Source organism: Shewanella sp. 10N.286.52.C2 (assembly GCF_002874545.1).
Lineage (GTDB): Bacteria > Pseudomonadota > Gammaproteobacteria > Enterobacterales > Shewanellaceae > Shewanella.
The window spans coordinates 64,395-78,094 of record NZ_MCTV01000022.1 but is presented as its reverse complement, the minus strand read 5'-3'; the positions used below and the strand labels follow the sequence as shown (position 1 = coordinate 78,094).

Annotated in this window: 12 protein-coding genes; 9 read left to right on the top strand and 3 right to left on the bottom strand. The window is 42.2% G+C overall.

The features are described from left to right. Positions 1–228 precede the first annotated feature (228 nt). A complete protein-coding gene (locus tag BCU94_RS09005) occupies positions 229–2,058 on the bottom strand; it encodes an ABC transporter ATP-binding protein (protein WP_102439673.1) in 1,830 nt (609 codons plus the stop codon). Between the two features lie 234 nt (positions 2,059–2,292). Between BCU94_RS09005 and BCU94_RS09000 the strand changes: the two genes are divergently transcribed. From BCU94_RS09000 to sstT, 7 genes are all read left to right on the top strand, one after another. After that, complete coding sequence (locus tag BCU94_RS09000; protein WP_102439672.1) at positions 2,293–3,852, top strand: Ada metal-binding domain-containing protein; 1,560 nt, start codon at positions 2,293–2,295, stop codon at positions 3,850–3,852. Next, a complete protein-coding gene (locus BCU94_RS08995) occupies positions 3,842–4,357 on the top strand; it encodes a methylated-DNA--[protein]-cysteine S-methyltransferase (protein WP_102439671.1) in 516 nt (171 codons plus the stop codon). Before BCU94_RS09000 ends, BCU94_RS08995 begins: the two co-directional genes overlap by 11 nt. 227 nt (positions 4,358–4,584) lie before the next feature. Then, complete coding sequence (locus BCU94_RS08990) at positions 4,585–5,847, top strand: DEAD/DEAH box helicase (protein WP_241900950.1); 1,263 nt, start codon at positions 4,585–4,587, stop codon at positions 5,845–5,847. A 60-nt stretch (positions 5,848–5,907) separates the two neighbouring features. Next, on the top strand, positions 5,908–6,378 hold the full coding sequence (locus BCU94_RS08985) for a dual specificity protein phosphatase family protein (protein ID WP_102476184.1): 471 nt from the start codon (positions 5,908–5,910) through the stop codon (positions 6,376–6,378). Positions 6,379–6,512: 134 nt separating this feature from the next. Then, positions 6,513–8,144, top strand: coding sequence for a phospholipase D family protein (locus tag BCU94_RS08980; RefSeq protein WP_102439668.1), 1,632 nt, complete (start codon positions 6,513–6,515; stop codon positions 8,142–8,144). A 113-nt stretch (positions 8,145–8,257) separates the two neighbouring features. Further along, entirely contained in the window at positions 8,258–9,136 is an 879-nt protein-coding gene (locus BCU94_RS08975; protein WP_102476183.1) for a chemotaxis protein CheV, read from the top strand. Positions 9,137–9,385: 249 nt separating this feature from the next. Then, positions 9,386–10,609, top strand: a complete 1,224-nt coding sequence (gene sstT, locus BCU94_RS08970) for a serine/threonine transporter SstT (protein ID WP_102439666.1) — start codon at positions 9,386–9,388, stop codon at positions 10,607–10,609. Between the two features lie 107 nt (positions 10,610–10,716). Here the strand turns inward: sstT and BCU94_RS08965 are convergent, their stop codons facing one another. Both BCU94_RS08965 and BCU94_RS08960 read right to left on the bottom strand, forming a co-directional pair. Continuing rightward, a complete protein-coding gene (locus BCU94_RS08965) occupies positions 10,717–11,373 on the bottom strand; it encodes an RluA family pseudouridine synthase (RefSeq protein WP_102439665.1) in 657 nt (218 codons plus the stop codon). Positions 11,374–11,497: 124 nt separating this feature from the next. After that, positions 11,498–12,094 carry an ACP phosphodiesterase gene (locus tag BCU94_RS08960; protein ID WP_102439664.1) on the bottom strand — a complete coding sequence of 199 codons (597 nt, stop codon included), beginning with the start codon at positions 12,092–12,094 and terminating at the stop codon, positions 11,498–11,500. Positions 12,095–12,278: 184 nt separating this feature from the next. On the opposite strand from BCU94_RS08960, the gene BCU94_RS08955 reads away from it, so the two are divergent. Beyond that, positions 12,279–12,476, top strand: a complete 198-nt coding sequence (locus BCU94_RS08955; protein WP_102476182.1) for a hypothetical protein — start codon at positions 12,279–12,281, stop codon at positions 12,474–12,476. Between the two features lie 183 nt (positions 12,477–12,659). Further along, complete coding sequence (gene queA, locus BCU94_RS08950; RefSeq protein ID WP_102476181.1) at positions 12,660–13,700, top strand: tRNA preQ1(34) S-adenosylmethionine ribosyltransferase-isomerase QueA; 1,041 nt, start codon at positions 12,660–12,662, stop codon at positions 13,698–13,700.

Here is a 13,700-nt window from a genome sequence, read left to right as displayed (position 1 = left end):
GCCCAGTATCGACCACCATTTTCTTCGATTTATCCTCTTCAAGTCATAATATTTTACTCTCAATGAACACTCATTCATCAGTTATAAATTTATTTAATATTTCTTGTGTTTTCTTAGCTTAACCGCTGCAGATAAAGTAACTCTTGCCGCTTAATGACATAAAAAACGCCCAGTTTCGATAGAAGTCAAAAGTGAGCGTCATAAAAGTGTGTTATTTATTGTGGAATGTTAATCAACGCCTAAAAAGCCGCCAGTTTGATGGGACCAAAGTTGGGCATAAATACCCTCAGACTTGATCAACTCTTGGTGAGTTCCTTGCTCAACGATCTGGCCTTTATCAATGACAATTAGTCTGTCCATAGCCGCGATGGTTGATAGTCGGTGAGCAATGGCAATCACGGTTTTACCTTCCATTAATTCATATAAACTTTCCTGAATTGCCGCCTCAACTTCGGAATCTAATGCTGAAGTGGCTTCATCTAGTAGTAAAATCGGGGCATTTTTCAATAATACTCGGGCAATTGCAATACGTTGGCGTTGACCGCCAGAGAGTTTTACCCCACGTTCACCCACTTGTGCATCTAAGCCTGTATTACCAAAGGGATCTGATAAATCATCAATAAACTCGGCTGCTTGAGCCTGCGCAATGGCTGCTTGAAGCTGTTGCTCCGAAGCATTAGGATCGCCATAGAGGATGTTTTCTCGAATTGAGCGATGCAGTAGTGAGGTATCTTGAGTTACCATGCCGATTTTAGCCCGCAGCGAATCTTGGGTAACATCGGTAATCGGTTGATCGTCAATACTCACTTGACCTTTTTCAACATCGTGAAAGCGCATTAGCAAGTTAACGAGCGTTGATTTACCAGCGCCAGAACGACCTACTAAACCGACCTTTTCACCGGCTTTAATGTTTAAATTCAGATTGCTAATCACCCCTGATTTTTCGCCGTAATGAAAACTAACATCGTTAAAGTCAATTTTACCTTTGCTAACAACAATATCTTTAGCGCCAGGTTTATCCTCAATTTCAATGGGTTTTGATAAGGTATTCATCCCATCAGTGACAGTACCGATATTTTCAAACAGTGAGCTTATTTCCCACATGATCCATTGAGACATGCCGTTTAAACGCAGTGCTAAGCTAACAGCAATAGCAATCGCACCCACAGTAATCGCATTATCTGCCCAAAGCCAAATTGAAACCGCCGCAATGGTAAATGCTAAAAGGTAATTTATGATCTGCACTAAAACGTTAATGATGGTCACAAGGCGCATTTGGCCGTAGACGGTTTTAAGAAAGCCCATCATGCTGTCTTGGGCGTATTCAGCCTCTTGCTTGGTATGAGAAAACAGCTTCACGGTGGAAATATTGGTATAACTATCAACGATCCTGCCAGTCATGGTCGAGCGGGCATCTGCTTGCTTGGCTGAAATGGCTTTTAGCTTTGGCACTAACTTCCACTGAATAGCAATATACGCAAATAGCCACACCAGCATTGGCAGCATTAAGCGCACGTCAGCACTGGCGATCATCACCAGCATTGAAGTGAAATAGATGATGATATACATCAATACATCTAACAGTTTCATGACGGTTTCACGCACTGCTAATGAGGTTTGCATTACTTTAGTGGCAATGCGGCCGGCAAAGTCATCCTGATAAAATGAAACGCTTTGTTTTAGTAAGTATCGATGTGCTTGCCACCTGATGGCCATAGGGTAATTACCCAGCAAGGTTTGATGTACGATAGCCGCATGCAAAGCCACTAATAACGGAATAATCACCAGTACTACCACAGACATCAATATTAAGGTGCTACCTTCATCTTGCATTAAGGTCTGTGGGTTTTTAGTGACTAACCAGTCAACTAATTTGCCCATAAAGCCAAATAATGACACTTCTAAAATCGCCAAAGTCGCTGTCAAAATTGACATGATGATTAAGTGTTTTTCAAAACCGCGGGTGTAATGACGGCAAAAGGCATAAACGCCTTTTGGGGCTTGGCTGGGTTCTTCTGAAGGTAATGGGTTGGTAAGGGATTCAAAGAATTTAAACATCTATTTCTCAATATTTGAAACGGGAACAGCAATATATACAGAGGATACCTTAACTTGGTGCTGACTTGTTAGCTAAGTGTTAGTTAGATTGTTTCGATACTTGTAGGCTAGCATTAAATGGGGTCAGTGGTTGAGTTCCGTTTTCCGCTAGTGACTAGCGTCATTATTCGCTAAAGTGACGCTAATAATCTTCAAGCTGCTATTAACCAGCTTACATAAACGGGTAACGATAACATGTCTCCTAAAGCAGTGCTAAACAGCGAGAAGTCTTTAGCACCTATAGCCAGCAGTCAGGCGTGCAGTTTAGCTGCTAATGTTTGCCGTCAAGCAAGGCTAAGCCGTGATGCGCGTTTTGATGGGCATTTTTTTACTGGGGTTTTAACCACAGGGATTTATTGCCGCTCAATTTGCCCTGCGACGGCACCTAAAGAGCAAAACGTGCGTTACTTTGACTCTGCGATTAAAGCTGCTCAGGCGGGGCTTAGGCCTTGTTTACGTTGCCGCCCTGATAGTGCGCCACAATCCAATGCATGGAAGGGCACTCAAACCAGTTTGCAGCGAGCGATAGCCCTGATTGATGGCGGTTGTTTAAGTGGCGAACAGGGTCAAACACTTGCATCATTATCACAACGGCTGGGTATTAGTAGCCGCTATTTAAGCCAACTCTTTAATAAGCAGCTAGGCACCTCGCCAAAAAAATATGCTATTTATCGACAACTGATGTTTGCTAAACAGCTGTTACATCAAACCAGCTTGCCAATAACGGACGTGGCATTAGCTGCAGGTTTTAATAGTATCAGACGCTTTAATGAAGTTTTTAAGGAGCAGTTGCAATTGACCCCATCCCAATTAAGGCGTGATAGCGCCAAGGCAAATGTTGCTACCAAAGCTGACGGTATTAGCCTGTTATTAGATTACCGCCCGCCGTTTAATTGGTCGAAACAGTGGTCGTTTTACCAGTTAAGAAGCGTTGAAAACATGGAGTGGCTTGATGAGGCATCAAAGGCTTATGGCCGCAGTTTTTGTTTAAATGTTAATCATCGGCAGGTTAGCGGCACCATTGATGTATTACCGCTAAAAGATAAACACCAATTGTCACTTACGGTGAAATTTGAACGTGCTGACGACTTAGACTATTTACATCATGTGGTGCTGTTTGTGCGTAAGTTATTGGATTTAGATGCGGATATGGCGGTTATCCATCAATCATTTAAGTCACTTGTCGACATGGGGTTAACCCCTACAGAGGGTTTACGGATCCCTGCCACTGCCTCGGTGTTTGAAGCCGGATGCCGGGCAGTATTAGGTCAGCAAGTGAGTGTGGTACAGGCAAGTAAGCTACTGAATATCTTGGTGAGGAGTTATGGTAAAAAGCTCGTAATTTCAGATCGTGAGCTTATCTTATTTCCAACCCCGCAAGCGATAGCAGCGGCAAGTTTAACTGAATTTAACATGCCAGCATCACGCAAAGCCGCGCTTAATTTGTTAGGTCAGTTTGTCGCTGAGCACCCAGACGCAAGCCCTGATGATTGGCTCAGCGTTAAAGGTATTGGCCCATGGACTATTGCCTATGCCAAAATGCGCGGTCAAGGCGATCCGGATATCTTTTTAAGTGGCGATTTAGTGATAAAAAACCGCTTGAAAGTTCTGCGCTGCCAGCATGGGAAGGTTGATGGGCAGACAGAAGCGCTTACCGGTAAAGCCTATCGACAATTTTGCGACAAGATTGCCAAGGATGTCAGCCCATGGGGCAGCTATGTCACTTTTCAATTATGGAATAGTAATGAAAGTTAATAATCAACCGCCGATTTACCTGCAAATTGAGCTAAGCCCTGTGGGTTACTTGAAGCTGCGAGCCTCAGAATTAGGCCTTACCCATTTGCAAGTGGTCAGTGAGGCTGACGCTGTCGATAGTGGCGATATTATCGATGCAAGTGCTGACTCAATTGAGCAAGCTCAAAAACATGTGCAGCAAGCCATCACAGAACTTAATGAATATTTTGCCGGTAAGCGCAGTGAATTTGACGTCACGCTTGCAGCCACTGGTACTGTGTTTCAGCATGAGGTTTGGCAAGCGCTGCGAGAGCTGCCGTTTGGGCAGGTATGCAGTTATGGCGATATCGCCAATAAAATTAATCGACCTAAAGCAGTTAGGGCGGTGGGCGCTGCCAATGGTGCTAATCCCATAGCGATAATCGTGCCGTGTCATCGAGTGATTGGTAAAAATGGTACCTTAACCGGTTATGCCTATGGCCTTAAAATGAAACAAGCTTTGTTGTCATTAGAATCAGCTGATTAATCGAATGCGGCTTGTTTCATCATCTATGAGCAGTAATTCATCATTGCTTGATCTATTTCGCTAACTTAAGCGGCATAAATACGCTAAAATAGCTGGCTATACCTTATTTTGAGCACTTGAAATTAATGACCTCTGCTACTGATCGCAAAGATGATACCCAAACGAGCCTAAATGCTGACACCCTTTTAGCGACGCAATCTGAAACTAATACCGTTAGTTTCACCGAAATGGGCTTAATCTCGCCATTATTAGCGCGGTTAACTGAACTTGAGTACCTCACTCCAACGCCGATCCAAGCGCAGGCCATTCCTCACGTATTAGCGGGTAAAGATTTACTGGCTGGTGCTAATACTGGCTCTGGTAAAACCGCAGCATTCGCTTTACCGATTTTGCAGCAGTTAAGTCAGTCTGCTGGGGCGTCAAAAAATAAAGGTAACTTTGTTTCAGCGTTGATTTTAGTGCCGACCCGCGAGCTTGCAAAGCAAGTCGCCGATAGCGTTAAATCCTATGCGGTGCATTTTAATGGCGCCATTAAAACCGTTGCCGTGTTTGGCGGCGTGTCAGTGAATACTCAAATGCTGGCCCTTCGCGGCGGCGCAGATGTACTTGTGGCAACTCCTGGGCGATTATTAGATTTAATCTCAAGTAACGCCATTAAGCTTGATAAGGTAAAAACCTTAGTGCTTGATGAAGCCGATCGTATGTTAAGCCTTGGTTTTACTGACGAGCTGGCTTCAATATTAAAATTAATGCCTGAGAAAAAGCAAAAACTGTTGTTTTCAGCAACTTTCCCAGAGGAAGTTCGCACCCTTACGGCGAGTTTACTGGTTGAGCCAGTAGACATTCAGTTGCAAAGCGCCGAAGAAAGCACCTTAGTGCAACGGGCATTTACCGTAAACCGTGAAAGTAAAACCGCATTATTAGCCCATTTGATCAAAGAGCATAAATGGCGCCAAGCATTGATTTTCGTTAATGCTAAAAATAGCTGTAAGCACTTGGCTGAAAAACTATCAAAACGGGGTATTAGCGCTGAAGTTTTCCATGGCGACAAAGCCCAAGGCGCCCGTAATCGTGTGCTAGATGGATTTAAGTCAGGTGAGATTGAGGTATTAATTGCCACCGATATCGCCGCACGTGGTTTAGACATTGATAAGCTCCCAGTGGTTATCAATTTCGATTTACCAAGAAGTCCTGCTGATTACATGCATCGTATTGGCAGAAGTGGTCGTGCCGGTGAAGTTGGTTTAGCGATATCATTATTAGCCCATGCGGATTACCATCATTTTAAAGTGATTGAGAAAAAAAATGCCCTGCGTTTAGAGCGTGAGCAAGTTGCTGGCTTTGAAGCCGATGAGCAAATGCCTGATGACTTGTTAGAGCTTGATAAGCCAATGGCAAAACCTGAAGGCACAGGTAAGAAAAAGCGTAAAAAGAAAGCCGAAGTCAATGTCGATTTTTGGGCTCATATTAAAAAACCTGAACAAGACTAATTCAGCCTTAGTCCCGAGTGAACGCCCCATTTCATAGTTAACAAGAGTATTAACGTTTTTATGAAGCAGTTATTTTGGTTAGTAGAGGGGGTCATTGCAGGTCGCAGTGGCCCTAATAAACACCCTTGGGATTTAGCGGAATTAAAAGCGGCAGGTATTGGCGCTATTTTATCGGTCAATGATGGTGACGAGGTCGCAGCTGCCGCAATAGAAGCGTTAGGGCTAAAATATTGCTGCACTCCTTTTTCAAGTAATATTCCACCGCAAGAGGGGGATGAGGCTATTTGCGTTGCGCAAATGCCAACAGCGTTGGCCTTTATCAGAGAGTGTGAAGCGCAAAATATTGCGGTACTTATCCATTGCCGCTCCGGTAAAGACCGCACGGGCATCATGATGGCGTATTACTTAATGGATAATGGCGCAGCGCCAGTCCATGCTGTGAGTCAAGTGCGCAGTGTAAGAGACATTGCTTTTAGCGCTGAAGGTTGGGATCAATTTGTATTTGATGTCTTGTATGCGCTGCAAGATTAAACCATAGTTATACAGCGCATCTGTGACGGCTTATGATAGCGGTCATGTTAGCAATACGCTTAAACCATAGTGTAAAAGGCTGCCTGATAATAGAGCCCCAGTAAAACCTGAGTCAAATTGAAAGGAAGCCATCAATGCCCAAAAACAATTCTGTCATATTCGTTTGTTGTGTATTGTGTTTAACTCTCATTGGCTGCGCCAATCGCGCTGAATTCAAGCCTCTTTCTCAGCAGTATAAACTCGCGCCTGTCACTGACTCTCCTTTAGCACAATACATTCAATCTCAACTGCAGCAGTCCTCACCTCAGTACTCTTCACTTCAGTACTCTCAAACTAGCAGCCAAAGCAATGATGATACTCAAGCAGAGTTAAGTTTAACGGGAGTTAACCCCCTTAGTGATGGCATTGATGCTTTTATTGCTCGTTTAGCCATGATTGAAGCAGCCACTGAAAGCATCGACTTGCAATACTACATTTATCGCAATGATGAAACCGGGAAAATCCTCAGTTTATTTCTCTATAAAGCCGCTCAGCGCGGGGTGCGAGTTAGGGTGTTGCTGGATGATTTAACCACAGCAAATGGCGACGATGGCTTAATGGCCATTGCAACTCACCCTAATATTTCAGTGCGTTTGTTTAATCCATCCTATGAACGTCAGTATCGTGGACTGGCATTTTTATGGAACTTTAGCCGCCTCAATCATCGTATGCATAACAAATCACTGACCATTGATAATTTAGTGACAGTGGTTGGGGGGAGAAATATTGGCGCTGAATACTTTTCAGCAGATGAGAATGTCGATTTTGGTGATTTTGATTTACTGGCCATTGGCGACGCTGTTGATAAGGTATCAACCCAATTTGATACTTATTGGAACTCGGCCCAAGTTAATAGCATTGAGCAATTGGTAAAGGCCGCTGAGCCATATCAAGGCAATAATACAAATCCTGAGCAAGATAACGTGCTAGCGAAACTGGATGCCAGAGCAAGCATTCTTGAGAAGAGCTTAATGACCGATGAATATGTTACTCGTTTAGAAAAAAATACCTTATTAGATCGCCTGCAAAATCAAGGGTTACAGTGGTATTGGGGCGAAGCCCAAGTGGTGTATGATCCGCCAAATAAACTTGAAAGAAACCCTAATGACAGCATTTTATTAGATGACTTAAGTTATTTTTTTGAGCAAGCGCAGCATCAATTACTGATTGTCTCGCCTTACTTTGTCCCAGGCGATGCGGCAACCCATGCATTAATCAATGAAGTAAAACGGGGTAAAGAGGTCACCATAGTGACTAACAGTTTAGCTGCAACGGATGTATTAGCGGTTCATGCAGGGTATCAGCAGTACCGCCAAAAACTCATTGAAGGCGGGGTTAAGATTTATGAAGTAAAAGGCAATGCCAAGGGCCAAAAATCTAAAAAAACCAGTTGGAAAGGTAGCAGTCGCACGAGTTTACATGCCAAAACCTTTATTATTGATGAGCAAACACTCTTTGTTGGTTCGTTTAATTTTGATCCCCGCTCAGCACTGATCAACACCGAAATGGGCTTAATTATTGATAATGAGATGCTGGCTAAAAAGATCCTTGCAGGGCTTGCGCTGTCAGCAAATGATAAAGCTTATGAAGTGGTGTTAAAAAATGGCGAGCTGGTGTGGCTTGACCATCAGCATCATAAAATTATTTATGCAGAGCCCGGTGCTGGCTTTTGGCGTAAGTTTTTAGCTGATTTTTTAGCATTGTTGCCAATAGAGTCCCAGCTGTAGTTTTCTAATTGATAAAGCAAATTAGCGACTTAACCCCCGAAATTCAGATTTGAATTTGATATGACGAAAAGGCTGTGGTTAACTTTAAATAATCAGTTTTAATCGGCAATATTATGAAAAGTAAAGCAAGCCAGTCACAAGGATTGTTACTGTTTCACCTTTCCCATACTCAGCAGTTTGCTTTGGGCACCTTAAAAGTTCGCGAAATTGTCCCGTACACGCGTTTGTCGGTTATTCCGAAATCCCATCCGTCAATATTAGGTGCAGCAACCATACGCAGTAAAACCATTGCGGTGATTGATATGGCTGCATCGATTGGTTTTAAGCCGATAGATCCAAGCGACTATGATAAATGCAATATTATCATCACTGATTGCCAGCGAATGGTGATAGGCTTTTTGGTTAGAGGAATTGACAAAATAATTGAGTGTAACTGGCGAGATATTGAGGCGCCGGCAGCGAACTTAGGCCATCAGGTTTTTCTTACTGGGGTTGCTCGCCTTGATGGCAAATTAGTGCAATTGTTGGATGTCGAGTTATTAATGGCAAAATTATTCCCCTATGATCCCGACGCTAATCGAGCTATTTTGACAGATATTCAACGAGAGAAATTAAAGCCACTGAATATCTTATTAGTGGATGATTCTAAAGTCGCTCGAAAGCAACTTTCAGATGCACTCGATTCTATCAATATCCCTTATTCTGTCACCGCAGATGGCCATGATGCACTACAGATCATGCAGCGGGCTGCAGATAACCAAAAACCTATAGATTTGTTAGTGAGTGATATTGAAATGCCAGGACTTGATGGTTATGAGCTTGCATTTGAAGTCAAAAATAACCCGCAACTTGCCAATGCCTATATTATTTTACATACCTCTTTATCCAGTGAAATTAGTGTCAGCCAGGCTAAACAAGTTGGCGCCGATGAAGCGTTAACAAAATTTGATGCCCATGAATTAATTGATGCTATTCTCCGAGGGGCAAAATAACAATTTTCATCTAATACAATAATTTGCCAATAATGAAACGCGCTAAATTTCATCACATGTTGGCTAAATGTGGTTTGTTTGGGAATGTACGGTAATATTAGTGCATCATTTTGCAGCGAAACTAGACTTTAGCCATCCCATCCGATATATACCTATCAGAGCTTATTAAAATCCCGTTATTCGATTTTTAAAAAGTCACAAATATTAGAGCTTAATAAAAGCCATAAATATAAAAATATAGGTCAAGCAATGAATCAAAATCCATCACTGTTAGCGCGATTAGCTAATGGCAGTTTAGTGTTACAAATTCTCGCCGGTATTGTACTGGGTGTTCTTCTCGCCACATTTTCAACTTCAGCAGCAGGGCAGGTTTCCTTCCTTGGTGATTTATTTGTTGGAGCATTAAAAGCAGTCGCACCGATCTTAGTGTTTGTACTGGTGGCATCATCAATTGCAAATCAAAAGAAAAATGCCCATACCAATATGCGTCCTATTATTGGTTTGTATTTAGCGGGCACATTTGCTGCCGCGTTAACTGCAGTACTGTTTAGTTTTGCCTTTCCGACAACATTAGTACTTGTTGGCGGCGTTGAGGGGACTAATCCTCCTCAAGGTATCGCAGAAGTGTTAAATACCTTGTTATTTAAAATTGTTGATAATCCAGTGAATGCACTGCTTACCGGTAACTATATTGGTATTTTAGCCTGGAGTATTGGTTTAGGTATTGCTTTACACCACGCCAATGAGTCGACAAAGAAAGTTATTTCAGACTTAAGCGATGGCGTAACCGCAATCGTACGCTTTGTGATCCGCTTTGCGCCTATTGGTATCTTTGGCTTAGTGTCGGGCACCATTGCGGCAACAGGCTTTGATGCATTAGCAGGCTATGCGCAATTACTTGCAGTATTGGTAGGCGCTATGGCCTTTATTGCTTTAGTGGTTAACCCGATTATGGTTTACGTAAAAATCAAACGTAACCCTTATCCATTAGTGTTTAAGTGTTTACGTGAAAGTGGCGTAACGGCGTTTTTCACCCGTTCAAGTGCTGCCAACATTCCAGTGAATATGGCTTTATGTGAAGAGTTAAAGCTGCATAAAGATACTTACTCAGTGTCAATCCCATTAGGCGCAACCATTAATATGGGCGGCGCGGCAATTACTATTACCGTACTGACTCTTGCAGCTGCTCATACCTTAGGTATTCAAGTTGACTTCTTAACAGCAGTGTTATTAAGTGTGGTTGCTGCAGTATCGGCATGTGGCGCTTCAGGCGTTGCTGGTGGCTCATTACTGCTTATTCCGCTTGCGTGTAGCTTGTTTGGGATCTCTAATGATGTGGCGATGCAAGTTGTTGCTGTAGGCTTTATTATTGGCGTTATTCAAGATTCTGCGGAAACTGCGCTAAATAGCTCAACGGATGTGGTATTCACCGCTGCAGCTTGTGAAGCGGCTGAGAATAAAGCAAACGGTTAAGGGTTAAGCTTAAAAAGCTTCAACCTCTAATGTGAGATAATAAAAAACCGACAACTTGTCGGTTTTTTTGTATCTGCATACTTATTTTAGCGCCAGTTAAATTGTTTTTAGCAAAAAGGGTGTTTGCTAAAAAAAGTGCGTTGCTTTTGAGTGTACGGGTGAATAATTGTCAGCATTTGCGCATGCAAGCTAAGGCGCTTTTTGGCTTTAGCTGTAATGTCATCACCGTAAAAGTTATCACCAAGTATCACATGGTTAAGTGCTAGCATATGAACACGTAACTGATGAGTACGGCCTGTTTCTGGCATCAACTTAACCAAGGTATGATTTGCAAAACGCTCGATGACTTCATAGTGAGTAATCGCTGATTTACCTTGATCTGATACCACTTGAAATGGTGGGTTTTCTTTGTCGCCAGCTAACGATAAATCAATCGTGCCACTGTCAGCGCCCATAACACCATCTACTTCAGCGATATAAACTTTCTTGGTTTTTCTATCTTGAAACTGAGTTTTAAGATGAGACTCGGCTTTTTTATTGCGGGCAAATACCATGATGCCAGAGGTGTCGCAGTCTAAGCGATGTACCAAAATGGCTTCAGGGTAGAGTTTTTGTAAACGAGTAATAGCACAATCATGGGTATTGGCAGCTTTGCCAGGATTTGCTAATAAGCCGGCAGGTTTATTAATAACAATGATATCTCGGTCTTTATAACGGATATCAAGCCATGGAATACTAGGTGGTTGGTAGTCAAAAATTTGCATTTAGTCGCATCGGTTTACAAAAATAGGTGACTATTTTAGCAAATAAACGGCGCTGCAGTAATGGATATCAACCGCTAAAGTAAAATAGCCTCAATTAATCGGCTATTTGATTGCGGCAAATCAGTTATGGCAGGTATTGTTCAGGTGTCTTACGGCTATAGATACGGCTATAGGCCATTAACTGTGGATAGAAAGTACGAAAAGCAATCTCAATTTCAACATATAACTTGTCAACGTCGCTGATGGCCGTCTTAAAAAGCTCAGGTTTTGAAATACGTTGACTCACACCTTCAATTGCTTTGTTTAGCCCAGCTCTTGTTTGGTAGCTCATTAACCAATCTTGTTCGATGACTTTTGGGATGATCAATTGCAGCTTTTCCGGCAGTTCGGCGGTATGTTGCAGGCTATGGTATGCCTTTTGAGTAAACTCAGATAACGATTGCTGATGATACTCATCCCAGTAGAAAGCAAGGTAATGATCAAACACTAAATCAATTAAAATTGGCGCCACACGGCGTGAACTTTTTGGAAATAATTTGATTAAATCGGTGATTAATTCATGGCTGTCAGTAATTTGATCGATTTGTCGATGTAGCCATAAACCTTGTTGCAAATGCTTTGGGAAGTGTTTTATATCGCCCTTGGCAAAGTCTCCAGCAAGATTGGCTGCTAAGTGGCTGTCGCTAATATCAGCTAAATGTAGGTGCGCTAGAAAGTTCATATTTTGTACTTTTATTTTTGAAAATTTACAGTATGATACTAAACAACAAAATTGGAAATATAGTAACAACTGACTGTAAGATTCATCATATAGATTTCTCTTTAAAAGTCATGGCTATTATTTACAATTTGTACTTATGGAAGATATTTTATGCCTGTTGAAATTTGGGCTGTAGGGATCATGGATGATGAAAAACTGGATAAAATCAGTATTAAGGCAGCAGTCTGCTAAAAAACGTAAAAAAGTTGACATAGACCTCAAGATTGAAAGCCATTCTTTTAAACCTGACAGTTTATGTAATTCTGCCGATAAAAATTTGTTTTCATCAGTATCTGAAGTTGATGATAATTTAGCAAATGTACAATCAGCGAATTCAAAATAACCCTATTTCGTGGTTTTTTAAACGCCGCGCTTAAGCCAGATCCCCAACTGATTTTAATGTTGGCGTTAGCCATTAGCCGCTGGCGTGCATTAATCGATCACTATTTCATACCCTTTGCTTGATATTAGCAGTTACTAGTCCTAGACTAGCGCGGTTTTTATTGTCTATAAAAGAGTATCGAAAATGCGCGTAGCAGACTTTTCTTTTGAATTACCAGATGAGCTTATTGCTCGATATCCAATGGCTGAGCGAAATGCTTCGCGTTTATTGACCTTAGATGGCAATTCAGGTGAGTTGGCCGATAAGCAATTTACCGATGTCCTGTCGAAAGTGAATAGCGGTGACTTGATGGTATTTAATAATACCCGTGTTATTCCAGCACGTTTGTTTGGTCAAAAAGCAAGCGGTGGTAAATTGGAAATGTTGGTGGAGAGAATGCTTGATGATAAGCGTATTCTTGCCCATGTTCGTTGCTCTAAGTCTCCTAAAGTTGACTCTATGATTATTGTTGACGGTGGCTACAAAATGAAAATGCTAGCCCGTCATGACGCTTTATTTGAGTTAGCCCTTGAAGATGATAAAACCATTTTAGAAGTACTTGAAGAAGTTGGTCATATGCCTTTGCCGCCGTATATCGATCGTCCCGATGAGGATGCTGATAAAGAGCGCTATCAAACGGTTTATAACCAAACCCCCGGCGCTGTGGCAGCACCTACAGCAGGTTTGCACTTTGATGATGCCATGCTTGAGGCGCTAAAAAACAAAGGCGTTAATATCGCTTTTGTAACCTTGCATGTAGGCGCGGGTACTTTTCAGCCAGTGCGAGTGGATACCATCGATGAACATGTGATGCATTCTGAGTGGGCTGAAGTTAGCCAAGAGGTTGTCGACTTAATTGCTCAAACTAAAGCGGCGGGCAAACGCGTTGTTGCTGTAGGCACTACATCAGTGCGTTCATTAGAAAGCGCTGCGAAAGCCTGTGGTGATGACCCGTTGACGGAATTTAAAGGCGATACCGATATTTTTATTTATCCAGGATATCAGTTCAAAGTTATTGATGCCATGGTGACTAATTTTCATTTACCAGAGTCAACCTTGATTATGTTAATCAGCGCATTTTCGGGTTATGAAAATGTGATGAAGGCTTATCAGCATGCGATTGAGCACAAATACCGCTTTTTTAGCTATGGCGATGCCATGTTTTTAACGAAAAAAGCCCCGTAA

Coding starts and splice junctions, on each gene's coding strand:
- BCU94_RS09005 (WP_102439673.1), bottom strand. CDS start 2,058: ATGTTTAAATTCTTTGAATCCCTTACCAACCCATTACCTTCAGAAGAA.
- BCU94_RS09000 (WP_102439672.1), top strand. CDS start 2,293: ATGTCTCCTAAAGCAGTGCTAAACAGCGAGAAGTCTTTAGCACCTATA.
- BCU94_RS08995 (WP_102439671.1), top strand. CDS start 3,842: ATGAAAGTTAATAATCAACCGCCGATTTACCTGCAAATTGAGCTAAGC.
- BCU94_RS08990 (WP_241900950.1), top strand. CDS start 4,585: ATGGGCTTAATCTCGCCATTATTAGCGCGGTTAACTGAACTTGAGTAC.
- BCU94_RS08985 (WP_102476184.1), top strand. CDS start 5,908: ATGAAGCAGTTATTTTGGTTAGTAGAGGGGGTCATTGCAGGTCGCAGT.
- BCU94_RS08980 (WP_102439668.1), top strand. CDS start 6,513: ATGCCCAAAAACAATTCTGTCATATTCGTTTGTTGTGTATTGTGTTTA.
- BCU94_RS08975 (WP_102476183.1), top strand. CDS start 8,258: ATGAAAAGTAAAGCAAGCCAGTCACAAGGATTGTTACTGTTTCACCTT.
- sstT (WP_102439666.1), top strand. CDS start 9,386: ATGAATCAAAATCCATCACTGTTAGCGCGATTAGCTAATGGCAGTTTA.
- BCU94_RS08965 (WP_102439665.1), bottom strand. CDS start 11,373: ATGCAAATTTTTGACTACCAACCACCTAGTATTCCATGGCTTGATATC.
- BCU94_RS08960 (WP_102439664.1), bottom strand. CDS start 12,094: ATGAACTTTCTAGCGCACCTACATTTAGCTGATATTAGCGACAGCCAC.
- BCU94_RS08955 (WP_102476182.1), top strand. CDS start 12,279: ATGATGAAAAACTGGATAAAATCAGTATTAAGGCAGCAGTCTGCTAAA.
- queA (WP_102476181.1), top strand. CDS start 12,660: ATGCGCGTAGCAGACTTTTCTTTTGAATTACCAGATGAGCTTATTGCT.